This window comes from Bradyrhizobium sp. P5_C12, from assembly GCF_054049735.1.
Map to the genome: position 1 here is coordinate 249,119 of NZ_JBFULU010000003.1, position 22,632 is coordinate 271,750.

24 protein-coding genes are annotated in these 22,632 nt (G+C 64.9%); 6 read left to right on the plus strand and 18 right to left on the minus strand.

Annotated elements, in window-relative coordinates:
• Window positions 1-7: 7 nt before the first annotated feature.
• From ACXJMY_RS04135 to ACXJMY_RS04145, 3 genes are read right to left on the minus strand one after another with little or no spacing between them, the layout of a single operon-like run.
• Window positions 8-1,315: an NAD(P)/FAD-dependent oxidoreductase gene (locus tag ACXJMY_RS04135; protein WP_456618052.1), complete on the minus strand. Its 1,308-nt coding sequence runs from the start codon at window positions 1,313-1,315 to the stop codon at window positions 8-10.
• A gap of 15 nt (window positions 1,316-1,330) precedes the next feature.
• The gene (locus ACXJMY_RS04140) at window positions 1,331-2,047 is read right to left on the minus strand and encodes an HAD family hydrolase (RefSeq protein WP_456618053.1); all 717 of its coding nucleotides are present in this window, start codon (window positions 2,045-2,047) and stop codon (window positions 1,331-1,333) included.
• A 36-nt stretch (window positions 2,048-2,083) separates the two neighbouring features.
• On the minus strand, window positions 2,084-3,166 hold the full coding sequence (locus ACXJMY_RS04145) for an ABC transporter ATP-binding protein (protein WP_456618054.1): 1,083 nt from the start codon (window positions 3,164-3,166) through the stop codon (window positions 2,084-2,086).
• A gap of 211 nt (window positions 3,167-3,377) precedes the next feature.
• Here ACXJMY_RS04145 and ACXJMY_RS04150 point away from each other — a divergent pair, with 211 nt between their 5' ends.
• Window positions 3,378-4,316 carry a LysR family transcriptional regulator gene (locus ACXJMY_RS04150; RefSeq protein ID WP_456618055.1) on the plus strand — a complete coding sequence of 313 codons (939 nt, stop codon included), beginning with the start codon at window positions 3,378-3,380 and terminating at the stop codon, window positions 4,314-4,316.
• Between the two features lie 178 nt (window positions 4,317-4,494).
• Here the strand turns inward: ACXJMY_RS04150 and uxuA are convergent, their stop codons facing one another.
• The 6 genes from uxuA to ACXJMY_RS04180 form a co-directional block, all read right to left on the minus strand.
• Window positions 4,495-5,685, minus strand: a complete 1,191-nt coding sequence (uxuA, locus tag ACXJMY_RS04155) for a mannonate dehydratase (RefSeq protein ID WP_456618056.1) — start codon at window positions 5,683-5,685, stop codon at window positions 4,495-4,497.
• A 15-nt stretch (window positions 5,686-5,700) separates the two neighbouring features.
• Window positions 5,701-6,750 (minus strand): L-idonate 5-dehydrogenase, encoded by a 1,050-nt coding sequence (locus tag ACXJMY_RS04160; protein WP_456618057.1) that lies wholly within the window; start codon window positions 6,748-6,750, stop codon window positions 5,701-5,703.
• A complete protein-coding gene (locus ACXJMY_RS04165; protein ID WP_456618058.1) occupies window positions 6,747-8,153 on the minus strand; it encodes a TRAP transporter large permease in 1,407 nt (468 codons plus the stop codon). Before ACXJMY_RS04165 ends, ACXJMY_RS04160 begins: the two co-directional genes overlap by 4 nt.
• Window positions 8,154-8,157: 4 nt before the next feature.
• Window positions 8,158-8,736, minus strand: coding sequence for a TRAP transporter small permease (locus ACXJMY_RS04170; RefSeq protein WP_456618059.1), 579 nt, complete (start codon window positions 8,734-8,736; stop codon window positions 8,158-8,160).
• A 108-nt stretch (window positions 8,737-8,844) separates the two neighbouring features.
• On the minus strand, window positions 8,845-9,804 hold the full coding sequence (locus ACXJMY_RS04175) for a sialic acid TRAP transporter substrate-binding protein SiaP (RefSeq protein ID WP_456618100.1): 960 nt from the start codon (window positions 9,802-9,804) through the stop codon (window positions 8,845-8,847).
• An 88-nt stretch (window positions 9,805-9,892) separates the two neighbouring features.
• Window positions 9,893-10,720 (minus strand): FadR/GntR family transcriptional regulator, encoded by an 828-nt coding sequence (locus ACXJMY_RS04180; RefSeq protein ID WP_456618060.1) that lies wholly within the window; start codon window positions 10,718-10,720, stop codon window positions 9,893-9,895.
• A gap of 140 nt (window positions 10,721-10,860) precedes the next feature.
• On the opposite strand from ACXJMY_RS04180, the gene ACXJMY_RS04185 reads away from it, so the two are divergent.
• Both ACXJMY_RS04185 and ACXJMY_RS04190 read left to right on the plus strand, forming a co-directional pair.
• Window positions 10,861-12,330: a mannitol dehydrogenase family protein gene (locus ACXJMY_RS04185; RefSeq protein WP_456618061.1), complete on the plus strand. Its 1,470-nt coding sequence runs from the start codon at window positions 10,861-10,863 to the stop codon at window positions 12,328-12,330.
• Between the two features lie 100 nt (window positions 12,331-12,430).
• The gene (locus ACXJMY_RS04190; RefSeq protein WP_456618062.1) at window positions 12,431-12,838 is read left to right on the plus strand and encodes a nuclear transport factor 2 family protein; all 408 of its coding nucleotides are present in this window, start codon (window positions 12,431-12,433) and stop codon (window positions 12,836-12,838) included.
• Window positions 12,839-12,895: 57 nt separating this feature from the next.
• On the opposite strand, the gene ACXJMY_RS04195 is transcribed toward ACXJMY_RS04190, so the two are convergent.
• On the minus strand, window positions 12,896-13,612 hold the full coding sequence (locus ACXJMY_RS04195; RefSeq protein WP_456618063.1) for an HAD family hydrolase: 717 nt from the start codon (window positions 13,610-13,612) through the stop codon (window positions 12,896-12,898).
• 155 nt (window positions 13,613-13,767) lie between these two features.
• On the opposite strand from ACXJMY_RS04195, the gene ACXJMY_RS04200 reads away from it, so the two are divergent.
• Window positions 13,768-14,619, plus strand: coding sequence for an SDR family oxidoreductase (locus tag ACXJMY_RS04200; protein ID WP_456618064.1), 852 nt, complete (start codon window positions 13,768-13,770; stop codon window positions 14,617-14,619).
• A gap of 93 nt (window positions 14,620-14,712) precedes the next feature.
• Here the strand turns inward: ACXJMY_RS04200 and ACXJMY_RS04205 are convergent, their stop codons facing one another.
• The 3 genes from ACXJMY_RS04205 to ACXJMY_RS04215 form a co-directional block, all read right to left on the minus strand.
• Window positions 14,713-15,600 carry a dienelactone hydrolase family protein gene (locus ACXJMY_RS04205; RefSeq protein WP_456618065.1) on the minus strand — a complete coding sequence of 296 codons (888 nt, stop codon included), beginning with the start codon at window positions 15,598-15,600 and terminating at the stop codon, window positions 14,713-14,715.
• 100 nt (window positions 15,601-15,700) lie between these two features.
• On the minus strand, window positions 15,701-16,993 hold the full coding sequence (locus ACXJMY_RS04210; RefSeq protein WP_456618066.1) for an MFS transporter: 1,293 nt from the start codon (window positions 16,991-16,993) through the stop codon (window positions 15,701-15,703).
• A 121-nt stretch (window positions 16,994-17,114) separates the two neighbouring features.
• Window positions 17,115-17,402, minus strand: a complete 288-nt coding sequence (locus ACXJMY_RS04215; RefSeq protein WP_456618067.1) for a hypothetical protein — start codon at window positions 17,400-17,402, stop codon at window positions 17,115-17,117.
• A 67-nt stretch (window positions 17,403-17,469) separates the two neighbouring features.
• On the opposite strand from ACXJMY_RS04215, the gene ACXJMY_RS04220 reads away from it, so the two are divergent.
• Complete coding sequence (locus tag ACXJMY_RS04220; protein ID WP_456618068.1) at window positions 17,470-18,048, plus strand: MarR family winged helix-turn-helix transcriptional regulator; 579 nt, start codon at window positions 17,470-17,472, stop codon at window positions 18,046-18,048.
• 13 nt (window positions 18,049-18,061) lie between these two features.
• Here ACXJMY_RS04220 and ACXJMY_RS04225 read toward each other — a convergent pair whose 3' ends face one another.
• On the minus strand, window positions 18,062-19,015 hold the full coding sequence (locus ACXJMY_RS04225) for a hypothetical protein (protein ID WP_456618069.1): 954 nt from the start codon (window positions 19,013-19,015) through the stop codon (window positions 18,062-18,064).
• An 810-nt stretch (window positions 19,016-19,825) separates the two neighbouring features.
• Between ACXJMY_RS04225 and ACXJMY_RS04230 the strand changes: the two genes are divergently transcribed.
• Window positions 19,826-20,596, plus strand: a complete 771-nt coding sequence (locus ACXJMY_RS04230) for a response regulator transcription factor (protein ID WP_456618070.1) — start codon at window positions 19,826-19,828, stop codon at window positions 20,594-20,596.
• A gap of 125 nt (window positions 20,597-20,721) precedes the next feature.
• Here the strand turns inward: ACXJMY_RS04230 and ACXJMY_RS04235 are convergent, their stop codons facing one another.
• The 4 genes from ACXJMY_RS04235 to ACXJMY_RS04250 are packed head-to-tail and all read right to left on the minus strand — an operon-like array spanning window position 20,722 to window position 22,627.
• Window positions 20,722-21,180 carry a hypothetical protein gene (locus tag ACXJMY_RS04235; RefSeq protein ID WP_456618071.1) on the minus strand — a complete coding sequence of 153 codons (459 nt, stop codon included), beginning with the start codon at window positions 21,178-21,180 and terminating at the stop codon, window positions 20,722-20,724.
• Complete coding sequence (locus ACXJMY_RS04240) at window positions 21,177-21,689, minus strand: flagellar biosynthesis protein FlgN (RefSeq protein ID WP_456618072.1); 513 nt, start codon at window positions 21,687-21,689, stop codon at window positions 21,177-21,179. Before ACXJMY_RS04240 ends, ACXJMY_RS04235 begins: the two co-directional genes overlap by 4 nt.
• Window positions 21,690-21,728: 39 nt before the next feature.
• Entirely contained in the window at window positions 21,729-22,211 is a 483-nt protein-coding gene (locus ACXJMY_RS04245) for a rod-binding protein (RefSeq protein WP_456618073.1), read from the minus strand.
• A complete protein-coding gene (locus ACXJMY_RS04250) occupies window positions 22,208-22,627 on the minus strand; it encodes a hypothetical protein (RefSeq protein ID WP_456618074.1) in 420 nt (139 codons plus the stop codon). The genes ACXJMY_RS04245 and ACXJMY_RS04250 overlap by 4 nt, the downstream gene beginning before the upstream one ends.
• Between the last annotated feature and the right edge of the window lie 5 nt (window positions 22,628-22,632).

Here is a 22,632-nt window from a genome sequence, read left to right on the forward strand (position 1 = left end):
CTGGATCTCACTGACCGATCGCATCGAGAAACTGGTACCAGCCGGCGACCATGCGCACGGCGGGCTCGCGCAGCGGATAGAACGGAATCGCCTTCATGCGCCGCGCGTCGAGCAGCCCGACGTCGGGCGTCTCGCCGCGCACGAAGGCGGCGAGATAGCGCCCCATCAGGCTCGACATCGCAACGCCGGCGCCGTTGTAGCCCATCGAGAACAGCGTGCGATCGTCGAGCCGGCCGATATGCGGCACCGAGTCCAGCGTCATGCCGACCAGGCCCGACCATTTGTAGGCGAGCGGGACATCGGCGAGATCAGGGAAGATGCCGACCATCGCCTTGCGCAAAGCGTCGAACGCGGCTTCAGAGTCCTCTTTGCCGAACGCGCCGCGGCCGCCAAAAATGACGCGGTTATCGACCATGCGGAACCAGCGCATCATGCGCTTGGTCTCGGTATAGGTGCGCCCGGTCGGCATCAGCTTTCCGGCGAGATTGCGCGGCAGTTTTTCCGTTGCGACCATGGCGCTGCGGAACGGGATCAGCGTGCGCTGCATCTGCGCGGTGGCGCTGGTGAGGTCCGAGTAGCTGTTGGTGGCGATGATCGCCTGCTTCGCGCGCACGGCGCCATTCGGCGTCTCCGCGACGATGCCGCCCTGCTCTCGCCTCAGCTTGAGCACCGGCGATTCCTGGAAAATGGAGACACCGCGGCGCGCCACGCCGTCGGCGAGGCCGCGCAGATAGTTCAGCGGATGAATGCCGCCCGAGCCGGGATTGAGCACGCCGCCGACGAAGGTGTCCGAGCCGGTCTCCTCGCGTACCCCGCGCTTGTCGAGGATGCGGACTTCGACATCGCCCATCTCGCGCGTCATCCAATTGGCTTCGTCGATCGCGGCCCTCAAGGTCGTCTCGTTGTGCGCGGCCTTGACCTGGCCTGCGCGCGTCAACGCGGCGCTGGTGATGCCGAACTCGGACACCAGCTCCTCGACGATGTCGGTGGATTCATGCGCGATCTCGTACATGCGCCGCGCCATGGCGCGGCCGTGCACGGCGTCGATTTCGCGAAACGACAGGCGGAACTTTGCGGTGATCACCCCGCCATTGCGCCCGCTCGCGCCCCAGCCGGGGCGGTTGGCCTCGAGCACGACAGGGGCAAGCCCGCTTTTGGCGATGTGGTGCGCTGCGGACAGGCCCGTGTAGCCCGCACCGATGATCACCACGTCCGCCTGCTGCTCGCCCGACAGGACCGGAAATTCGCGCGCCGGTTCCGCCGTGGCTTCCCACAGCGAATTGGCCGATGGCAGCGCGCTCCAGTTCCGTGTCATGCTGCCACTCATGCGTTACGCCGCCGGCCCAATGGCGGCGTCGGCGAGCGCCTTCAGCGTCGGGAAATGGAAGTCCGGCTTGGTCAGCGTCTCCACCGCCGGCGTGCCACCGAAACCGGCGATGCCCTGGCGGCGCTCGATCCAGCACACCTTGTAGCCGAGCTTCCGCGCGATCCCGATGTCGTGGTACTGGCTCTGCGCGACGTGGAGAATGTCGGACTGCTTGTAGCCGAAGGCCGACTGGCGGCCCTTGTTGTAGGCGAAGAATTCCGGGTTCGGCTTGGCAACGCCGGTGTCGTCGGCGCAGACGGTGTCGTCGAAGGGATTGCCGAGCGCGTGCGCGTAACACGAGAGCGCGACGCGGTCCGCATTGGTCATCGCAACCAGACGGAATTTCGTGCGCAGGCGCCTCAAGGCCTCGACCGAATCCGCGAACGGGCCCCAGCGAAGCACCGAGAGCTGGAAGACGTCGCAGGACGCATCGTCGGAAGGCAATCCGAGCTCCTTGGCGAGATGGCGGTAGACGTGGAACATCGCCTCGCTGGAGCGCTCATAGTGCTTGTCGCGGCCGCGCTTGTAGGGTTCGAAGATCTGCTCGTCGCTGAGCTCGGCTGGCGACTTGCCCGAGATCCTGCGCACCGCGGAGAGCACGCCGGTCTCGAAATCGATCAAGGTGCCGACGACGTCGAAGGTGAGGACCTTGAAATTGCTGAACGCGGCTTGGGACGACATTTTGGTCTCTTCTCTCGGGTTGGACTGGGCTTAAGTTCAGTCCCCCACCCTGGGCACGACGATGGTGTCCTCGGGGTGGAGGGTGACGGTGAGGTTGCCGCCGAGCGGCGGGATGCGGCTGTAGGCCTGGTGGTAGCTCGGCTGGCGCAGGCTGAGCGCGATCCCGCCTTCGAGCGCCAGGAAAATGCGCAGGCTTTCGCCCTGGTAGACGATGTCGGTGACGGTGCCGCTGAGCCGGTTGCAGGCGGCATCCTGCGCGCCGTCGTCGATCAGCAGCTTCTCGCTGTGTACGGCCAGCATCAGGGCATCGCCGTCGGGAATGGCGCGGGCACTACGCAACAGGGCGTTGCCGAGCGCGACACTGGAGGCATCGACGCGGCGGACCGGCAACATCGTCGCCTCGCCGATGAAGCTTGCAACGAAGGAATCGGCGGGATGGTCGTGCAGGCGCGCCGGCTCGTCGATCTGGATCAGCCGGCCGTCCTTCATCACGGCGACGCGGTCGCTCATGGTCAGCGCCTCGCGCTGGTCGTGGGTGACGTAGATGATGGTGGCGCCGATGCGCCGGTGCAGCGCACGCAACTCGATCTGCATGGATTCGCGGAGCTGCTTGTCGAGCGCGGAGAGCGGCTCGTCCATCAGGATCAGCCGCGGCTCGAAGATCATGGCGCGTGCGAGCGCCACGCGCTGGCGCTGGCCGCCGGAGAGCTGCGCGATGCCGCGTTCCTCGTAGCCGGCAAGGCCGACCATCGCCAGCGCGGCGCGCACCTTGTCCGGCCAGCTCGCCTTCGGCAGGTGGCGCGCGCGCAAGGGGAAGGCGACGTTCTCGCCGACGCTCATGTGCGGGAACAGCGCGTAGTTCTGGAACACGACGCCGATGTCGCGCTTGTGCGGTGGCATGTAAGTGACGTCGCGGCCGCCGAACAGGATAGTGCCTGACGATGGCAGGATGAAGCCGCCCAAAATGCCGAGCAGCGTGGTCTTGCCGGAACCGGAGGGGCCGAGCAGCGAGACGAACTCACCGGCGCCGACATTGAGGGACACGTCGTCGAGGGCGCGAACCGCGCCGTAAGCCTTGCTCGCGGACCTGATCTCGACGCTTTCCGCTCGTTTGTCCAACGATCGACCTCGCCATGTCCTCAGCCGGCGTGCCTCACTGCGCGCCATAAGCCTGCATTATAGACAGGGATTTGGAGCACTCCTGGTTGCAGCGTGCACTGCAACCAATCCTTCGCTCGAAGCCCCTGTCTTTGGGCTGTCATGCCAATGACACCAGACTTGGCAAAACTCAGCAATTGCCAAATTCTCACCGCGCCCATAACATGGCGTTATGCCCGAGCTGCGCCGGATGCTGCCTTCCAGTAACGCCCTGTTCGTCTTCGACGCAGCGGCGCGCAATGGCAGCTTCACGGCTGCTGCCGCCGAACTGAACGTGACGCAACCGGCGGTGAGCCGGATGCTCGGACAGTTCGAGGAGCATCTCGGCGTCCGCCTGTTCGATCGCACGGCTGGCCGCGCGGTGCTCACCGAGGAGGGCGAGCTTTTGTATCGCCGCGTGCTCGAAGGCTTTCGCAGTATCGAGAGCGGCCTCGTCGAGATCGAGCGGCGCCGCAAGGGCACCGAGACGGTGACGCTGTCGGTCTCCTCCGCCTTCACCACGCATTGGCTGATGCCGCGCATCGACAAGCTGCAGCGCCAGTTTCCTGAGGTCGATCTGCGCTTCCAGCTGATCTCCGGCGCGCTGCGCGGGCCGGTGGAGAATGTCGATCTCGGGATGCGCTTCCGCGACCGCGACGAGCCGTCATCCGGCGGCACGCTGGTGATGAAGGAAGTGATGCTGCCGATGTGCAGCCCCGCCTATCTCGGCGCGACCGATCCCGCCGAGGGCAACACCATCATCCGCCTCGCCGAGACGCCCGGCGACTGGGCCGCGGATTACGCATCGCTTCTCACCGGGCGCCGCGGCGCGGCCAAGGCGCTGAGCTTCACCGACTATGCCGTCGTGATGCAGGCTGCGCTTCTTGGCCAGGGCATCGCGCTGGGCTGGCTGACGGTCGCCTCGCACTGGCTCTTGACCGGCGCGCTGGTGCCGGCCTCCGACACGCTCACCACCACGCGCCGCATCTGCGAATTCCTGCCGCCGCGCAACCGGCCGATGCGCCCGATTGCCGCCGAAATCCGCGACTGGATCATCGCGCAGATGCAAAGCGAGATCGCGGCGATCAACCGGCTCTATCCGAAGCTCGGCGCGCTGGCGGCGTGCTATTAGGCGGATGTGGTGCTCCCTCTCCCCGTTCTTGCGGGGAGAGGGTCGGGGTGAGGGCTGCGTCCGCAATCACAGTGAGAATTGAACTCGCGGAGAGTCCCCCTCACCCGGATTGCATCTTCGATGCAATCCGGCCTCTCCCCGCAAGCGGGGAGAGGCGAAGAGTCCTTCCATCACGGGGTCAGTGATGTTCGATCGCGCGGATGGCGCCGCGGAGCTCGGCGAGGCCGCGCAGGCGGCCGATCGCGGTGTAGCCGGGATTGGTGCGCTTGGTGGCGGCGAGATCGTCGAGCATGCGGTGGCCGTGATCGGGGCGGAAGACGATTCTTTTGTCGGGCGAACGCCGGGCGTTCTCCTTCAGCAGCGCCTTGAGCACGGCGACCATGTCGACGTCGCCGTCGAGATGATCGGACTCATAGAACGACAGGCCGTCGGCCTCGCGCTTGGTCGCGCGCAGATGCGCAAAGGCGATGCGCGGGCCGAAGCGTTCGGCCATCTCTGGCAGGTTGTTCTCAGGCCGCACGCCGAGCGAGCCCGTGCACAGGCAGATGCCGTTGGCCTTCGACGGCACGGCATCGAACAGCGCCTGATAATCATCCGCGCTGGAGGCGATGCGCGGCAGCCCGAACAGCGGCCGCGGCGGATCGTCGGGATGCAGCGTCAGCGAGACGCCGAGCTGCTCAGCGACAGGTGCGACGCGCCCCAGGAACTCGGCGAGGTGCTGCCGCAGGATCACCGGCGTGATGTCGCGATAGGTCTCTAACCGGTCGCGGAATTGCGGGATCGTCATCGGCTCGGTGGTCGAGCCCGGCAACGCACTGGCGATCGTCATGATGAGGTAGTCGATGTCCGCCTGGCTCATCTTGTCGAACAGTTTTTTCGCGCGCGCCTGCTGCTCCGGTGAATATTCCTGCGCGGCGGCCGGGCGCTTCAAAATGTGCAGCTCGAAGGCGGCAAAGCGGTCCTGGTCGAAGCGCATGGCGCGGGCGCCGTTCGGCAGCTCCCATTCCAGATCGGTGCGGCACCAGTCGACCACGGGCATGAAGTTGTAGCAGATGATCTTGATGCCGGACGCGGCGACCGCCTCCAGGCTCGCGATCCACGCCTCGATCGACTTCGTCGCTTTGGCCCCGAGACGCTTGACGTCGTCGGGGATCGGAATCGATTCCACCACCGACCAGGTCAGTTGCGAGCGGCCGGGCTGGCCGCGCTCGATAAAGTTCTTGCGCTCCTCGACCGCCTTGCGCGTCCAGACTTCGCCAATCGGCACCTGATGCAGCGCCGAGACAATGTCGGTCGCCCCAGCCTGCCTGACATCGTCGAGCGATACCGGATCATCCGGCCCGTACCAGCGCCATCCCTCTAGCATCATGAATAGTCTCCCGGATCAGTTCGCGGTCAGCACGACCTTGACGCTCTGCGAGCGGTCGAGCGCCAGCCGCAGCGCGTCCGGCGCGGTCGACAGCGGCCGCTCGGCGGTGACCAGCGACAGCACGTCGACGCTGCCGGCGCCGATCAGTTCCACCGCGGTCATGAACTCGAAGCCGAAGCGGAACGAGCCGCGCAGGTCGATCTCCTTCGCCATCACGGCGTTCGACGGCGTCGGGATCTGGCCACCTGGCAGATTGCCGATCTGCACCACCACGCCGCCACGCCGGACGATGCCGATCGCACTGGCAAGGCCGGCGGCCGTGCCCGAGACCTCGAACGCGACATCGTAGGGACGCGAGGCGGCCTGCGCTTTCAGACCTTCTTCGCCAGCCGAGACGTTCTCGACATGCGAGGCGCCGAGCCGGGTCGCAAAGGCGAGCGGCGCCGGCGCGATGTCGGCCACCGTGATGTCGGCCATGCCGGCGCGGTGCGCAGCAAGCATGGTCAAGAGCCCGATCGGGCCGGCGCCGAAGATGATGCCGCGCTTGCCCTCGATGTTGCCGGCGCGCGCGACCGCGTGCAGGCAGACCGCGAGCGGTTCAGCCAACGCCGCGGCCTGATAGGACACATGGTCGGGGATCTTCACGCACTGCGCCGGGACCGCATCGAAGTAATTGGCGAAGCCACCCTGCATGTGCGGCGTCTTCGAGGCCGAGCCCATGAAATAGATGTTCTCGCAGAGGTTCGGCCGGCCCTCGCGGCAGGCGACGCAATGGCCGCACCAGCGCGACGGGTTGACGGCGACGCGGTCGCCGACCTTCAGGTTCGCCGCGGGACCGGAGATCTCCACGACCTCGCCCGAAATCTCGTGTCCCAGCACCAGCGGCGACTTCACGACAAAATCGCCGGTCCGGGCATGGCGGAAATAGTGCATGTCCGAACCGCAGATGCCGCCGGCGCCGAAGCGGATGCGCACCATGCCCGATGCCAGCTTGTCGAGCGGATGCTCGATCATGCGCAGATCTTCGGGGCCGAACAGGGTTGCAGCGAGAGCGGTCGAGGTCATTTGGAGAGTCCCATATATTTAGGCAGCCAGAGGGTCAGTTCGGGAATGTAGGTGATCGCGATCAGCGCCACCATCAGCGGCACCAGCCAGGGCAGGATCGCCACCGTCGTGCGCTCGACCGAGAGCTTTGCCACGCGGGCGAGCACGAACAGCACCATGCCGAGCGGCGGATGCAGCAGGCCGATCATCAGGTTCAGCGTCATGATCAGGCCGAAATGGATCGGATCGATCCCGAGCTTGAGCACGATCGGCAGCAGGATCGGCACGAGGATGGTGATCGCCGCCGTGGTGTCGATGAAGCAACCCACGAACAGGATCAGGACGTTGGCGAGCGCCAGGAACACCCATTTGTTGTGGGTGATGCTGAGCATCCAGTCCGACAGCATCTGGGCTGCCTGCGACACCGTCAGCAGCCAGGCGAAGATCGACGCAGCTGTCACGATGAACAGCACCGAGGCCGTGGTCTCGATGGTGTCGAAGGTCGCCTTCGCCACCGTCTTCAGCGTCATGGTGCGATAGCGCACGAGGCCGAGGAACAGCGACCAGATCACGGCGGCAACCGCGGCCTCCGTCGGCGTGAACCAGCCGAGCGTCATACCGCCGATCAGGATCACCGGCGCCATCAGCGCCATCACCGCCGAGAAGTCGAAGTACCAGTCGATCGCGAGCAGCACGCCGAGCCCGATGACGACCGCCATGTTGGTCGACATGCCGGCAACCACCATCAGCCAGATCGTGAGCGGGAAAGCGAGCACGATGGCGATCTCGAGGCCGGCCGAACCGAGCTGCGGCCAGGAGAACGGCGTATCGCTGCCCCATTTGTTCTTGTGCGCGAAGTAGGTGACGGTCGCCATCATCAGCAGTGTCATCACGATGCCGGGGATGACGCCGCCCAGGAACAGCGCGCCGATCGAGACGTTGGCCATCATGCCGTAGATCACGAAGGGCAGCGACGGCGGGATGATGGGCCCGAGCGTCGCGGAGGCCGCGGTGACGCCGACCGAGAACTCGGTGGAGTAGCCGTGGTCCTTCATCGCCTTGATCTCGATGGTGCCGAGACCGGCGGCATCCGCGATCGCCGTGCCGGACATGCCGGAGAAGATCACCGAGCCGATGATGTTGACGTGGCCGAGGCCGCCGCGCATCCAGCCGACCAGAGCAACGGCGAATTTGTAGATGCGTCCGGTCACGCCGGCGATGTTCATGAGGTTGCCGGCCAGGATGAAGAACGGCACGGCGAGCAGCGGAAAGCTCTCGACGCCGGCGATCATGCGCTGCGCCAGCGTGACATCGGGCGTCACGCCGCTGACCAGAATGTAGAGCAGCGACGACGCAGCCATGGCGATCGCCACGGGAACGCCGAGCAGCATCAGGAGGAGAAATCCACCAAGCAACAGCAGCATGACTTTACCCTTCAAAGCCGTCGTAGGCGCCGGGACGTTCGAGGATCGAGTAGCCCTGTCGCAAATGTTGTATGGCCACCTGCACCGAGCGCACGAACATCAGCACGAAGCCGGCCAGCACGGCGTAATAGACGTAGTCCTTGGGCAGATTGATCGTGGTCATCGATTCATCGCCGATGATCTGGATGTAGACCCAGACCAGCTTGATGGCGTAGCCGAAGAAAGCGATCCTGATCAGGTCGATCGCCGTCGACAGCGCGCGCGCCACGAGATGCGGCAAATAGCGGTAGATCAGGTCGACCTGGATATGCCGCGACAGCCGCACGCACATCGAGGAGCCGATGAAGACCACGCCGATCAGGCAATAGGTCGCGATCTCCTCGGTCCAGGCATAACTGTCGTTGAGCACGTAGCGGGTGAAGAACTGGAGGAAGACGGCGAGCGCCATCACCCAGAAGATCGCCAGCGCCACCCAGTCCTCGAAAGCGTAGACGCCGAGATCGACCTTCGGCGCCGCCTCCTCCTCGAAGGTATGGGCGATCTCGTCCGCAGTGATCTGCCGGTGTATTTCGGCGGTCGACATGGGGTTACCTCTCTCCAAATCGTCGTTCCGGGGCGACGCGTCAGCGTCGAACCCGGAACCTCGAGATTCCGGGTTCTCGCTTCGCGAGCCCCGGAATGACGGCGTGAATTACTTGACCGCCTGAATCCGTTCCCAATCCGCCTTGCGATAGCCAAACGTCTCGAACGCGACGTTCTTCAGCACGGTGTCGCGGAACTCGTTCTTGTCGACCTCGGTCACGGTCAGGCCCTTGTCCTTGAAGAAGGCGACCAGCTTGGCCTCGTTCTGCTTGATCTCCGCGGTCGCTTTCGCAGCGGCCTCCTGCGCAACGTCGGTGAAGATCTTCTTGTCCTCGTCGCTGAGCTTCTTCCAAAGCGCGCCCGCCACCACCGTGTTGAGGTGGTCGACGATGTGGCCGGTCAGCACGATGTGCTTCTGCACCTCGTAGAACTTCTTGGCCTCGATCGTGGTCAGCGGGTTCTCCTGCGCCTCGACGGTGCCGTTCTGGAGCGCGAGATAGACTTCGGCGAACGCGATCGGCGCGGTGTTGGCGCCGCAGGCGCGCGGCATCGCCAGATAGGCCGGAACGTCGGGCACGCGCATCTTCAGGCCCTTGAGGTCGGCGCAGCTCTTGATCGGCTTGTTCGACGAGGTCTGGCGCACGCCGTAATAGGTGACGGCGACGATGTGGTGGCCGCTCTTGTCCTCATAACCCTTGGCGAGTTCCTTGAAGATGTCGCTCTTGGTGTAGGCAAGGAGATGGTCCGCATCGCGGAAGGTGTAGGGGTAATAAGTCACGCCGATCGGCGCAAAGCTCTTGGCCGCAAAGCTCGAGCCGGAAATGATGATGTCGACCGAGCCGAGCGAGAGGCCCTGGTTGATGTCGGCTTCCTTGCCGAGCTGGGACGCCGGATAAACATCGACCGTATAGCGCCCGTTGGTGCGCTTGCCGATCTCCTGCGCGGCCCAGACCGAAGCGGTGTGGAACGGCTCCGAGGTCTCGTAGACATGGGCCCATTTCAGCTTGGTCTGCGCCATGCCGGCATGGGTCGTCGCACACATTGCCGCGGCCGAGACCGCCAGCACCATCGTCATCTTTTTCAACACTGACTTTTCCTCCATCGTTTAAGTCTGCTTCTTGTTCGCCCACCCCGAAGCTGAGGTGGACCGCCCAATGTCATCGCCGCCGCGCAGTGCCGCTCTTGACCTGTTTTTTGGCCTGCCTCTTCGGCGCTTGTTCTGGTTTTGACGGCTTTGCCGGTGATCGCGCGGTCCGGCCCCGTTCCGAGGACGATCCAGCCGCGGTCTCGGCGCCAAAATTCTGCGCAAAGCGCTCCTGGGAGCGCACCAGATGATCGCGCATCGCCTCGCGCGCGGCCTGCGGATCGTGCGCTGCAATCGCGTCGCGCACGGTGCGGTGCTCGTCGAGCGCGGTGCGCCACGTGCCCGGGTTCTCGAAATAATGTGCGAGCTGCGCGAAATAGGGATTGAGGCGCTGATCGAACAGTTCGCCGACCACGCGCACCAGCACGGCATTGCCGAGGCTCCCGGCGATCGCGACATGGAAGGCGCGGTCGTGGATCATCGAGGCTTCGCCGGGATGCTCGACGTTCTCCATCGCGACCAGGGCTGCGTCGATGCGGGCGACGTCATCCTTCGTCGCCACGCGCGCGGCCTGCTCGGCAATGGCGCTTTCGAGAAATTCGCGGGCACGCAGCAGCTCGAACGGGCCTTCGATGACCACGGCGGCAGGAAGGGTCGTCGCGACGCCCGCGGGATCGATCACATAAATGCCGGAACCGACACGGATACGGACACGGCCCTCGACTTCGAGCGCGATCAGGGCTTCGCGCACCGTCGGCCGCGAGACCTTGAGCTGCTCGGCGAGCTCGCGTTCGGTCGGCAAGCGGCTGCCGACCGCGTATTCACCGCTGTCGATCAGGCTTCGCAATTGATCGGCGACCTGGCGATAGAGCCGTCTCGCCTCCACAGCTTCCAGCGGCACGCTGGCCTCCCCGAAAGGGCCGCGCCGGTCGGTTCCCGGCGGCCCGCCAATTTTGGATAATTGGCCTTACCAATTGACCGCAGCATTGACCGAGCACGGGCGCCATGTCAAGCAGCGGCAAAACAAGGGGAGAGACGACCATGCGCCTTGGCTGCGCCAATCTCGACCGGCTGCCGCCGGCCATTCGCGGTCCGGCCTATGACCGCTCGGGCGTCACGCCCGGCATCGTGCATCTGGGCCTCGGGGCCTTTCATCGCGCCCATCAGGCCGTCGTCATCGACGATTGCCTTGCCGCCGGCGCCACCGCCTGGGGCATCGTTGGCGCCAGCCTGCGCAGTCCGGATACGCGCGACGCCCTCGCGCCGCAGGACCATCTCTACACCGTCGCCGTGCGCGCGGCCGAAGGCACCGAGCACCGCGTCATCGGCGCGCTGCTCGACAGCGTCGTCGCGCGCGAGAACCCGGCGCGGCTGGTCCAGGGGATGGCCGATCCCGCCATCCGCATCGTCTCGCTCACCGTCACCGAGAAAGGCTATTGCCACACGCCGCAGACCGGCGATCTCGACGAGCGGCATCCGGACGTCGTGCACGATCTGAACAATTTCGACGCGCCGCGCTCGGCGCCCGGCTTCATCGTGGCCGCGCTTGCGCGGCGGCGGGCGCAAGGTCTTCCGCCCTTCACCGTGCTGTGCTGCGACAATCTCGCCGCCAACGGCCACACCGTGCAGCGCATCGTGACGCAGTTCGCGGCGCTGCGGTCGAAGGACCTCGGCAAGTGGATCGCGGATAACGCCGCCTTCCCCTGCACCATGGTCGACCGCATCGTGCCGGAGACGCTGGAGGCCGACCGCGAAGCGGTTTCCGCTGCGCTCGGCGTGCGCGACGCCTGGCCGGTGATGACCGAGCCGTTCACGCAATGGGTGGTCGAGGACCGCTTTTGCGCGGGCCGGCCTGATCTCGCGGCTGCAGGCGTCGAGCTCGTCGCCGACGTCAAGCCGTTCGAGCTGATGAAGCTGCGGCTGCTCAACGCCAGTCATTCGGCGCTCGCCTATCTCGGCTATCTCGCCGACTACGAGACCATCGCCGATACCATGCTGGATCCGCATTTCGCGCGTCTTGCCGCGCAGGTGATGGAACAGGCCGCGGTGACGCTGACCATGCCATCAGGCACCGACCTTGCCGCCTACCGCGCCTCGCTGCTCAGGCGCTTCGCCAATCCGGCGCTGCATCACCGCACCTGGCAGATCGCGATGGACGGCTCGCAAAAGCTGCCACAGCGCCTGCTTGGCGCGATGCAGGACCGCCTGCGCCAGAACTTGCCGATCGCGACCCATGCGCTCGCGGTGGCGGGCTGGATGCGCTACGTCACGGCCACCGACGAACAGGGCCGCGCGATCGACGTGCGCGATCCGCTCGCCGGCGAATTCGCGGCGCTGGCGCGCGAGGCGGGTCCCGTTGCCGAGCGCTTGGCGCCCGCGCTGCTCGGCGTCGGACAGGTGTTCGGGCCGCTCGGCGCCGAACCGCGCCTGCGCGAAGCCGTGACCGCGGCGCTCGGCCGTCTCTATGCGGACGGCGCGCGGCGGGCGGTCGAGACGCACGTCTCCACGTGACCACAAAGCGGGCAGCAATGCTGCACTGCGGTCCAAATCGAACGCAAAGTCGACGGAAGTCGCGCTTGATTTTTGCCTGTCATTGCCTCACCCGAGAGCCATGGCAAAGGACAGCAAGGTCATCGCCGCAAACGCGGCCTTCTACGCCGCCTTCTCAACCGGCGACTTCGACGGCATGGAACGGATGTGGGCGGATGACGACGCCATCTCCTGCATCCATCCCGGCTGGCCGGCCATCATCGGGCGCGCCACGGTGATCGGCAGCTGGCGCGACATCCTGCAAAATCCGGAGCGGCCGCAGATCGTCTGTGCCGAGCCGCAGGCGATCATCGACGGCGACAGCGCGCGCGTGCTCTGCATCGAGATCGTCGACGGCACCGCGCTGGCCGCCTCCAACCATTTCCGCCGCGTTGGTGGCGACTGGCGCCTCGTGCACCACCAGTCGAGCCCGATTGCGCAGATTGTCGAGCAGGCTGAAGACGATAGCCCGAGTCACCGCGTCCACTGACCGCCGGCGTGATCTACTGTGCATGGGGTTGTTTGTCAGTTTTTTTAGTTGGCGACCTCATCCAAGTGCCGACAGATCGTCCAGCACGAACCGCGCCTCGGTGAAATCATCGTCCCGGAAGAACATGCTGCGGGTGATCACGACGGGAATGCTGGCGCGCGAGGCCGCGATCAGGCCGTTGGCGGAATCCTCGATCGCGACGCAATCGGAAGCGTCCAGCTCCAGCCGCGCCAGGGTTTCGAGATAGACGTCCGGCGCGGGTTTCTTGTGCCGCACGTCGTCACCGGCGACGATGGCGTCGAAGTCCGCGGCCCAGCGCGTGCCCAGCGCCCGCGACAGCAGCACATCGATATTGCCGCGCGAGGTGGTCGTTGCGATCGCGAACCGCTGGCCGCGCGACCGCGCCGCCGCCAGCAGGTCGGCGACGCCCGGACGCAGCGGGCAGCAGCCGGTCTCGACCAGTTCGGCATAGCGTGCGGTCTTGATGCGGTGGAGCTCTGCGACGTCCTCATCCGACAATGGCGGGGCGATCCGCTGCCTCGCATGGTAGGCGCGGATCCGCTCCTTGCCGCCCGTCACCCGCAGCAGGTCCTTGTAGACGCCACGATCCCACTGCCAGCCGAGCCCGCCGCGCGCGAAGGCCTCGTTGAAGGCCTGCCGATGCAGCTCCTCGGTCTCGGCCATGGTGCCGTCGACATCGAAGATCAGCGCGCTGGCGCGCCGGATCAGTTCCACGGCGTCGCATAGCGCTACGGCGGGCGCTTCCGCCTGCATGATCGGCTTCCCTTCTGACGCCCCTGTGACAAGCGAGCATCGCCCGCGGAGGCAGGCGAGTAAAATTGCAATATCTTTTGCCGGACCCAAAAATCTCTTATGAGCAGAGATGCGCGCAGCGGCGCGACCGGAACTCCGACCAGCACGGCAGACGCATGCGGCTCTTCATCCTCGGCTTCGGCTATAGCGCAGGGCATTTCGTCCGCAGATTCGGCGGCGCGTTCTCGCACGTCGCCGGCACGGTGCGCGATCCCGCGAAGCGGGAAGGTCTCGCCGGCATCGAGGCGCACGCGTTTTCCGGCAGCGATCCGGACGGCGAGACGATCGAGCGCGTTCGCGACGCCGACGTTCTTGTTGTATCGATCCCGCCCGGGAGCCATGGCGATCCCGCCATCACGGCGTACGCAGAGGCACTGGCATCGGGCCGTCGCCGGAAGATTATCTATTTGTCCACGCTCGGCGTGTACGGCGACCACGGCGGCGCATGGGTCGACGAGAGCACGCCACCGCAGGCCGCGCTCGACCGCACGCGGATGCGGCTCGCGGCGGAGCAGGCCTGGATGGAGACGGGGCGCGGCGACGTCGCGATCCTGCGGCTTGCAGGCATCTACGGCCCCGGCCGCAACGCGCTGGCGACGCTTCGCGCGGGTTCGGCCCGCCGCATCGTCAAGCCGGGACAGGTCTTCAACCGCATCCATGTCGATGACATCGCAAGCGCGATCATGGCCGCGGTGCGCCATCGGGGCGGCGGCACGTGGAACGTCTGCGACGACGAGCCCGCGCCACCGCAGGACGTGATCGCCTATGCGGCGAAGCTGATGGGCATTCCAGCGCCAGCCGAAGAAGCGTTCGAGACGGCCGAGATGTCGGTGATGGCCCGCAGCTTCTATGCCGGCAACGCCCGTGTCTCCAACGCGCGGGCGAAGCGCGAGCTCGGCGTGAGCTTCGCCTATCCGACCTATCGGCACGGCCTGGATGCGCTGTGGAACGCGGGCGAAGGACGATAAGGCAAAGACAGTTCCGTTGTATCCGAACGTGCCCCTCCTGGACACGCCGACCAGATTGGGGCGGCCGTTGCGGCCGCCCCTCGAAACGCGGCGTCAGCTCAGCACGCCGTTCTTCTTGAACCAGGCCTGCGCCCGCTTCCAGGCATCTTCGGCCGCGTCCTTGCGGTAGCTGCCGCGGTAGTCGGCATGGAAGCCGTGCGGGGCATCCGGATAGATCTTGAATTCGGCCGTCTTCTCGTTTTGCCCGAGCGCCGCCTTGAGTTGCTCGACCTGCGCAACGGGGATGCCGGTATCGGCTCCGCCATAGAGGCCGAGCACCGGCGCCTTCATCTCGGGCGCAAGCTGGAGCGGGCTCTTCGGCCACAGCGGATTGGGGGCATCGACCGGCGGACCGTAGAAGGCGACACCGGCCTTGAGGGCGCCGTTGTGCGCGGCATATTCCCAGACGGTGCGCCCGCCCCGGCAGAAGCCGATGATGCCGAGCTTCGCGGTGTCGCCGCTCTGCGATCCCGCCCACGCCACCGTGGCATCGAGATCGGACAGCAACTCCGCGTCCGGCTTGGCATTGACGACCGCCAGCAGGTCCTTGATCTCGGTGACCTTGGTCAGGTCAACGCCCTTACGGAAGTAATAGTCGGGCGCAACGGCGAACGCGCCGAGCTTGGCGAGACGCCGGGTCACATCCTTGATGTATTCGTGCAGGCCAAATATCTCCATCGCCACGATGATCACCGGCGCCTTGGTATTGCCGGCGGGGCGGGCAAAATAGGCAGGCATCTCCTCGGAGCCGACCTTGATCTTGGCGTCGCCGGTCTGGAGACCATTGGTGTCCGTCGTGATGACCTCGGCGCGGACCGGCCCGGCCGCAAGCGTATAGCCGGCAGCCACGGCCGCGGTGGCGCTCATGAATCCGCGACGCGAGACCGGAGCGACTTTGGTCAGCCCGACGACGTCGGATGTCATGGTGGTTTCGATACTCATCGATCTATCCTTCCTGATGCGTGGCCCTGATCCTTCAGCCGGCGCATCGTCAACAGTTGCCGGCGAAACGCAAATCACCAGCCTGCGAGCACCGTCGCCATCAGGCTTCGCGCCTCTTCACCGGCGCAGTTTCCGGCATCAGGCTCATCGCGACCAGGCCGACGATCGCCGCTAGCAGCAGATACCAGGCCGGCGCCAGCGGATTGCCGGTGACGTGGAGCAGCCAGGTGACCACGAGCTGCGCCGTGCCGCCGAAGCTCGCGATCGCGACCGCATAGACGGTGGCGAACACGCCGCCGCGGATGTTCTGCGGCAGCGCCTCGGTGAAAGTCGCGTAGAACGCGGTGAACGGCAGCGAGCCGATGATCGATAGCACGCCGAAGCCGACCAGGAGCGACGGCGCGCCCGGCGCATGAACGATCCACAGGAAGACCGGATAGGTCAGCAGGAGGGTTGCGAGCTGCGGCCAGATCATGACCGGCTTGCGGCCGAGACGATCGGCGAGCCATCCGCCGACCAGTGCGCCGACGAACTGAATGGCGTTGCTGACGAGCGACACGGCGAAAGCCAGTGTCGACGACACATGCAGGGTATTCTGCGCATAGGTCGTCATGTATTGCGTGACATAGGTCGAGATAGTGCCGCTGGCCAAAATCATCAACGCCAGCGCGATGACGCCGAGGTGACGCCGAGCCTGCGAGAGGTGACCCGTGCGTTCTTCCGCTGCGACACCGGCTTCAGCATGCGGGATCGTCTCCGGCAATGTCCGGCGCATCCAGAGCCCGAACGGCAGGCAGACGGCCCCGATCAGGAATGCCACCCGCCAGCCATAGGACTCGAGCATCTCCGGTGCCATCGTCTTGCTCAGGATGACGCCGACCAGGGCGCCGGCGGTCGCGGCGATCTCCTGGCTCGCCGGCTGCCATGCCACCGTCAGCGCCCGGTGTTCGGGCGGAGCGATCTCGATCAGATAGGCGGTGGTCGGCCCGACCTCACCGCCGAGGGCGAAGCCTTGCGCCATGCGTGCCACGATCACGATGATCGGTGCCGCAATGCCGATCGCATGATAGGAGGGCGTCAGCGAGATGGTCAGGATCGCACACCCCATCAAGGCAAAGCTCAACAGCATGGCAGGCCGCCTGCCGATCCGGTCGGAATAGATGCCGAGGACGATCCCGCCGATCGGCCGTGTGACGAAGCCGGCGCCGAAGGTCGCCAGCGACAGCATCAGGCTGCCGTATTCGCTCTGTGTCGGGAAGAAGGTGTGCCCGATCTGAATGGCGAAGAAGCTGTAGGTGATGAAGTCGTAGAACTCGAGCATGTTGCCGATGGTGGCGGCCAGTGCTGCGCGTTTGACGTTGAACGGCTTTGCTTCCTTGCGGACAGGCGGCACTCGGACATTCCCTGGGCTCGATCGTGTGCCCGATTTAACCGTCAGGCCGCACTGCGACGCAACATCCATTAACTGAAAAAAGCGGTTCTCCCATCCGCGCCGACGCCGTCATGCGTTGCAGTCACTCCGCAACTTCGCGCAATTCGAGACGTCCAACCGCAACAAATGGGCGCCACAGCGGCCGCAACGACACATCATGTTGCCCAGGCATCGCACACGACCCGAATCCGCGCGCAAGCCTTCGTGATTTGACTGAAATTTTCAGAAGAGTTGAGCCGAACAATTTACTCGAACTTTCTTTGTGACGCTCTAGTTCCACGTCCGAAAGTTCCATCTCCAGAATGGAGAGGCGCGCTCCCGGCGCGGCAAGCGGTCCTGCTTCGCGCGAAGGATCGCTCGAGAGCTTCATTATCGCCCACCCAGATTGCGCTACCAAAGGCTCAATTGAATAAAGCTTTATCCGACGTGGAACTGAAATGATTTTGGCTCGTGAATCGATTGAATTGTTGGAGCAGGTCGCGCGAATCCTGTGGTTCGAGGGCACCAAGCACGGCTTGCGCGATCGCGAGTGGATGGCGCTGCGCTTCCTCTCCCGCGCCAACCGGTTTTCCAGAACGCCATCGGCGCTGGCGAGCTATGTCGGCACCACGCGCGGCACCGCCTCGTTCATCATCAGCGAACTCGAGCGGCTGGGATATCTGGAGCGAAAGCGCTCGGCCAAGGACAAGCGCTCGGTGATGTTGAGCGTGACGCAGCAGGGCAAGAAGTTCCTGGTGCGGGACCCCGTCAACGTTCTCGTCGACGCCATCGGCGTCCTCGACAATGACGCCAAGATCCACTTCCGCGACACGCTGCGGCACGTGCTGGATCAATCGGACGCGGCCGAACAGCGGCACCATACCGATGTTTGCAAGCGGTGCATCTTCCTCCGGGAGGACCGCACGACATCCGACAGCAAGACGACGGTCGAGTTCACCTGTCGCCTGTTTCGCGCGCCGATCGCGGAGGCCGAGGTCGAGCTTCTATGCACCAGCTTCGAGCATCACCGCCAATAGCAGGGTTCGCGGACTACGGCGTCGCCTTGCGCGACGAATAGACCACGCCGCCACTGGTCTCCACGACGAGGCGGCCGTTCTCGCTCCTGATCTCCTCGATGCGGCCAAGGCCGGGCACCTGTTGTCCCAACACGGCCTCGACGACGCCGTTCGGACTTTGCAGGATCGCAATCCCCTCATAGGCCTGACGGACCGACCAGCCCTTGACCGCCTTGCGCGGCGCCGACGAGCGCTCGGATGGAGACACCGAGCCCGTGATCTCGGGCGCTGCGACCGAGGCCATCATCGGCATGGCCTGCGACGACGGCTGAGGCTGCGCGGCAACAGGCGCCGGAGCCTGGGTCTGCGCCAGGGCGAGCCTGTCGAGCTTCGCCGTCGAGGACGAACTCACCCGCTCGATACGATCCAGATTCTCGGCAAACCGGCCGAAGCGGTCGTTGGTCGCCTTGCTCGAGAGATCGACCGCCGTACGCAGGCCGTCCAGGTTCTCGGACACGCCCGACACCTGTTTGCGCAGCTGCGCCACCGTCTCGCGCAGGTTCCTGATCTCCATATTGGCCGCGGCGTTGGTCTGGCCCGGCTGCGTGGTGGTGAGATAAGCGATCACGCCGGTGCAGGCACAGACCACGAGAACCGCGGCGACCGCCAATGTCGCGAGCGGCGCGACCCATGTCGGACGGGGCGGCGGCGGTTTGGCAACGATCACGGCCGGGCGCATGACGGTCGGCGCAGGCTTTGGTATCGCCATCTTGTCGAGGCGCGCCTTGGCGCGAATGCGCTTCAGTCCCTCGAGCGCTTCCTTGGCGAGAACTTCGTCACTCGCAGACGCCGACGCCGGTCTCGCGCTTGCAGCGGGCTTGGCCGTACGCGTCGTATTGTCCTTTGCGTCGCTCGCTTCCGGAGCCGGCTTTGCAGCCGCAGACACATCCGCGGTCTCGTTGGGACGAGTTTTTCCATCGGACGACATGTGAAAATGCTCCGTTCATTCGATCTGTCGAACGACGCTAGTTGCCGAAGCTTGCCTGAAACGTGCGCGTCGAAAATTCTTCGTCACGCGCGACACGAATGAGTCAAACGCGTCATGCACGAGGCGAAAGTGCGACTCGAAAGACACACACTCGCCAAGATTTCGCCAAGCTGGAGTCGCCTCGCCATACATGAGTCGAATTGTCGCACGCGGGGGCGCGATCGCGGGAGTCAATCGGGAGTTGAAAACCCCTCAAAACGCCTGACCCGCGGCACCGACAAAAACAGCTGCAATTCTACGGAGATGCGGAAATTTGGAACCACCCCAACGCGAAAGTAGTTCGGAAACAAAATCAACTGATGCGATTTAACATATCAAGAAACAACTCGAAACAAACCAACAGCATCAAGCACGTGTAGCAATCGCTTTGTTGCGGGCGCTTGATCGGAAATCGGCAATTGTTACGGTCCTACTCAAGTGATTCTCGCCGGTAGGCGAGGAGATCGACACAGTCCAGTGGTGTTCGGACGCGATGAGCAACTTGGCACAACTGTTCTAGGTCGCTGTCTCAATCCGCTCCGCGAGGTGATCCGTAAGACACCCGCCGAGCCTCAAGCAGTAAGCGTTCAGTATCGAGTCGAAGTAGCAGGCCTGCACATGCAGGCACTGAATGCGTAGGGCTGCCCGCGAATATCGAAACCATAATAACGGTTCGCGGGATGGAAATATCGTCAAACAGCATAGTTGCGAGCCGGGGCATCACAACAACCAGCCGGCCGCGACAAGTGCGAAACAGGGGCGAAAAGACTGATGTATATAATCGTTGATGATCGCGAGAGCGTCGCGAACAGCTACGTTGGAGGGCTCGTTCGCGAAGGTGTATCGTCGATCGGCTTCTCCTCGGGAGAATTCTGGGACTGGCTGCAATCCGCCAATGAATCGGATCTGGCAGCGGTCGACGCCTTCCTCCTCGGGGACTGCGATGCCCGCGGGAGCCTTCCACGGGCGATGCGCAAGCGCTCTTCGGCTCCCATCATCGCCATGAGCGGCCAGAAAATGCTCAAGAACACGCTGGAGCTCTTCGAATCCGGCGTCGACGACGTGGTTCACGTGCCGATCCATCTTCGCGAAATCCTGGCCCGAACGGCCGCGATCGCGCGACGCAGGGTCGGCGACCTGCCAAGGCCCTGCGAGACCAGAATCCAGGTCTTCTTCAACGGACGCGACCCCGAGATCGGCGGCCGCGCCCTCACCCTGCCCCGCCGCGAGCTGCGGATTCTCGAATACATGGTCGGCAACCATGGAAAGTGGATCACCAAGACGCAGATCTTCAACGCGGTCTACGGTATCTTCGAGGCGACCTTCGACGAGAGCGTGATCGAGAGCCATGTGAGCAAGCTGCGCAAGAAGCTCCGTGACCGCCTCGGCTTCGACGCGATCGTGGCACGGCGCTACGTCGGGTACCGCCTCAACATCCCGGCCGGCGAGACCGTCGACGTTCCGATGCAGGATCTCGACGAGGTCGGCATCCTCCTGAACAGGGCCCATGCCGCCCCGGCGGCGTACCCGGCAGGAAACTGACGCGGCACGACGTCGATACCAAACGACACCGGCCTCTGCGGAGACACCCCGCAGAGGCCGGTGCATTTTCAGCGGCAGAGAAACCGAAGGGCGCTGGCCGGCTTCGCGGCGCAGACGCCGTTGCGCTACGGTTTCTGCTGGAATTCGTCTTTCGAGACGTAGTTGAAGTCCTCGACCAGTACGTCCTGGACAACTGCGGCCTGCATCCGCTCGTTGACGCGCTGCTTGATGGCCGTCGTGAGCACGGAGAGGTCGTAGCGGGCGAGCTTCCTGAAATCCAGCCGCTCGTCCGCATAGATCCTGCGGAAGGCCTCATCCACGACGAACGGCTCCGGCGGGACGTTGAGCTGGTGCAGGGTCCGCGCCTCCACGGTGTAGACGAAGCGCGCGACGATGTAGCCCTGCACGTTTCCGTTCTCGACCATCGGCACGCTCAGCGCACGCGTCTTCTGGTATTGCAGCCCGTCGAGATATTCGTCCTTTGGCGACAGCGGGCTGCCGTTTTCCTTCCAATAGGCCACGGCATAGCTCGTGCCTGCGGTGAGGATGCATACCCAGAGTCCGGCCAGCACCAGTCTGATCATTTTGCGTCCTGCGCTACGCGACCGCTATAGGTGCCGTCCGAATCGGCCTCCTTGACCGCCCTGACGATGATGGCCGCAACCTCGCGCACGGCGTCGTAGTGCATCTCGAGGATGGCGCGGTTTCGCTCGAGCTTCTCGCGCAGCCGCTGGATTTCCTCGGTGATCTCCACCTCGCCGCCGAGATGCATCCGCGCCCGCATCAGGCGGACGAATTCCAGCATGCTCCGGCTCTTCCGCGCGCTGAAGTCGTCGAAATCGATCTTCTTTCCCGTCGCGAGCGCGACCGTCTCCTCCTCGACGATGCTTTCGAGCCGGCGGATCGACGCCAGCAGGCCGCGCATCTCATCCGATCTCGCCGCATCGGCGCCTTCGGGCGCCACCTCGCCGCCGACATTCGGCAACAGCACGGGCAACAGCGCATCGGCGGCCGCAGCTTGCGTCGTCATCGCCTCGGTGTCCACGACCGGCTGCTCCATCACCAGGGCCGCCGCGCCATCTTGTGCCTGCATAGAAAATTCACCCCTCAACTTCTGTCACCCATTCCCTGATCATGATCCGGCCTTCGCCGTAGCCTCCGCCTTCGCCGCGTTCGAGGCGGCCAGCTGCTTGGCAATGCCGATACCCTTGCCCTTTGCCAGTTGCGCACCGAGCTGCTCCGCCAGCATCGACTTCCAGATGCCGCCTGCCGTGCCCTTGCCGAAGACTTCCTCGGATTCCTTCGGCAGCATCGTCTCGACGAAGGTCTGGAGGATGAAAGCCTCGAACTTGCGGTAGACCTCGCCGGAGGCAGGCGCCTTGATCACCTGCACCGGCGCCCCGTTCACCGCAGTCGACTGGGTCTCGGCAACCTTCGTCGCGGATTGATCGGCGGTTGCCGCCTTGGCCTTGCCGACCTCCGCGTCCATCGTCGCGGCGAAATCGGCATCGGAGGACTTCAGCGCATCGAGCTTCGCGGTCGCCGCGCGCTGCGTCACGGGATCGGCGGCATCGAGGACGTCGAGAACGAGGTCGGGCGTCGCTGTCACGATCATGTCTTGTTCCGGCTGGCTGGCCGTGGCGCCCAGTCGCGCACGGTGGGGCTTGTCCCCGTCATTTCCTCGAGCGAACGCTTCTCCGCGTCGCGAAGCTTGTCCGCCAGCGCCGCTTTCGCGACCTGCTCGAGCTGTTTCACACGGCGACTCTCCGAGCGGACCTGGTCGAGCTGCTGCGATGCCTGCGCCTGAACCGCGCGTGCACCGACGCTCGCCCTGGTCAGTCGCCGCGCGATCGACTCGCTCGATGACCCCGCCGGCGGCTTCCCCTCGTTCAGGGTTCCGACCAGCCATTCCTGCTCATCCTGCAAGCTTCTCTCCTGCTGCCGCAATTGCGCGAGCTGCCATTCGGACAGCCGGAGCTGGAGCTTCACGAGCGAGACCATCCGACCGAGCTTGTCCGCGCGCGATGTCATGCCGA

Excerpts from the sequence above, each read along its gene's own strand:
- ACXJMY_RS04135 (WP_456618052.1), bottom strand. The coding sequence starts at position 1,315 with ATGACACGGAACTGGAGCGCGCTGCCATCGGCCAATTCGCTGTGGGAA.
- ACXJMY_RS04140 (WP_456618053.1), bottom strand. The coding sequence starts at position 2,047 with ATGTCGTCCCAAGCCGCGTTCAGCAATTTCAAGGTCCTCACCTTCGAC.
- ACXJMY_RS04150 (WP_456618055.1), top strand. The coding sequence starts at position 3,378 with ATGCCCGAGCTGCGCCGGATGCTGCCTTCCAGTAACGCCCTGTTCGTC.
- uxuA (WP_456618056.1), bottom strand. The coding sequence starts at position 5,685 with ATGATGCTAGAGGGATGGCGCTGGTACGGGCCGGATGATCCGGTATCG.
- ACXJMY_RS04160 (WP_456618057.1), bottom strand. The coding sequence starts at position 6,750 with ATGACCTCGACCGCTCTCGCTGCAACCCTGTTCGGCCCCGAAGATCTG.
- ACXJMY_RS04165 (WP_456618058.1), bottom strand. The coding sequence starts at position 8,153 with ATGCTGCTGTTGCTTGGTGGATTTCTCCTCCTGATGCTGCTCGGCGTT.
- ACXJMY_RS04170 (WP_456618059.1), bottom strand. The coding sequence starts at position 8,736 with ATGTCGACCGCCGAAATACACCGGCAGATCACTGCGGACGAGATCGCC.
- ACXJMY_RS04175 (WP_456618100.1), bottom strand. The coding sequence starts at position 9,804 with ATGGTGCTGGCGGTCTCGGCCGCGGCAATGTGTGCGACGACCCATGCC.
- ACXJMY_RS04185 (WP_456618061.1), top strand. The coding sequence starts at position 10,861 with ATGCGCCTTGGCTGCGCCAATCTCGACCGGCTGCCGCCGGCCATTCGC.
- ACXJMY_RS04190 (WP_456618062.1), top strand. The coding sequence starts at position 12,431 with ATGGCAAAGGACAGCAAGGTCATCGCCGCAAACGCGGCCTTCTACGCC.
- ACXJMY_RS04195 (WP_456618063.1), bottom strand. The coding sequence starts at position 13,612 with ATGCAGGCGGAAGCGCCCGCCGTAGCGCTATGCGACGCCGTGGAACTG.
- ACXJMY_RS04200 (WP_456618064.1), top strand. The coding sequence starts at position 13,768 with ATGCGGCTCTTCATCCTCGGCTTCGGCTATAGCGCAGGGCATTTCGTC.
- ACXJMY_RS04205 (WP_456618065.1), bottom strand. The coding sequence starts at position 15,600 with ATGAGTATCGAAACCACCATGACATCCGACGTCGTCGGGCTGACCAAA.
- ACXJMY_RS04215 (WP_456618067.1), bottom strand. The coding sequence starts at position 17,402 with ATGAAGCTCTCGAGCGATCCTTCGCGCGAAGCAGGACCGCTTGCCGCG.
- ACXJMY_RS04220 (WP_456618068.1), top strand. The coding sequence starts at position 17,470 with ATGATTTTGGCTCGTGAATCGATTGAATTGTTGGAGCAGGTCGCGCGA.
- ACXJMY_RS04225 (WP_456618069.1), bottom strand. The coding sequence starts at position 19,015 with ATGTCGTCCGATGGAAAAACTCGTCCCAACGAGACCGCGGATGTGTCT.
- ACXJMY_RS04230 (WP_456618070.1), top strand. The coding sequence starts at position 19,826 with ATGTATATAATCGTTGATGATCGCGAGAGCGTCGCGAACAGCTACGTT.
- ACXJMY_RS04235 (WP_456618071.1), bottom strand. The coding sequence starts at position 21,180 with ATGATCAGACTGGTGCTGGCCGGACTCTGGGTATGCATCCTCACCGCA.
- ACXJMY_RS04240 (WP_456618072.1), bottom strand. The coding sequence starts at position 21,689 with ATGCAGGCACAAGATGGCGCGGCGGCCCTGGTGATGGAGCAGCCGGTC.
- ACXJMY_RS04245 (WP_456618073.1), bottom strand. The coding sequence starts at position 22,211 with ATGATCGTGACAGCGACGCCCGACCTCGTTCTCGACGTCCTCGATGCC.
- ACXJMY_RS04250 (WP_456618074.1), bottom strand. The coding sequence starts at position 22,627 with ATGACATCGCGCGCGGACAAGCTCGGTCGGATGGTCTCGCTCGTGAAG.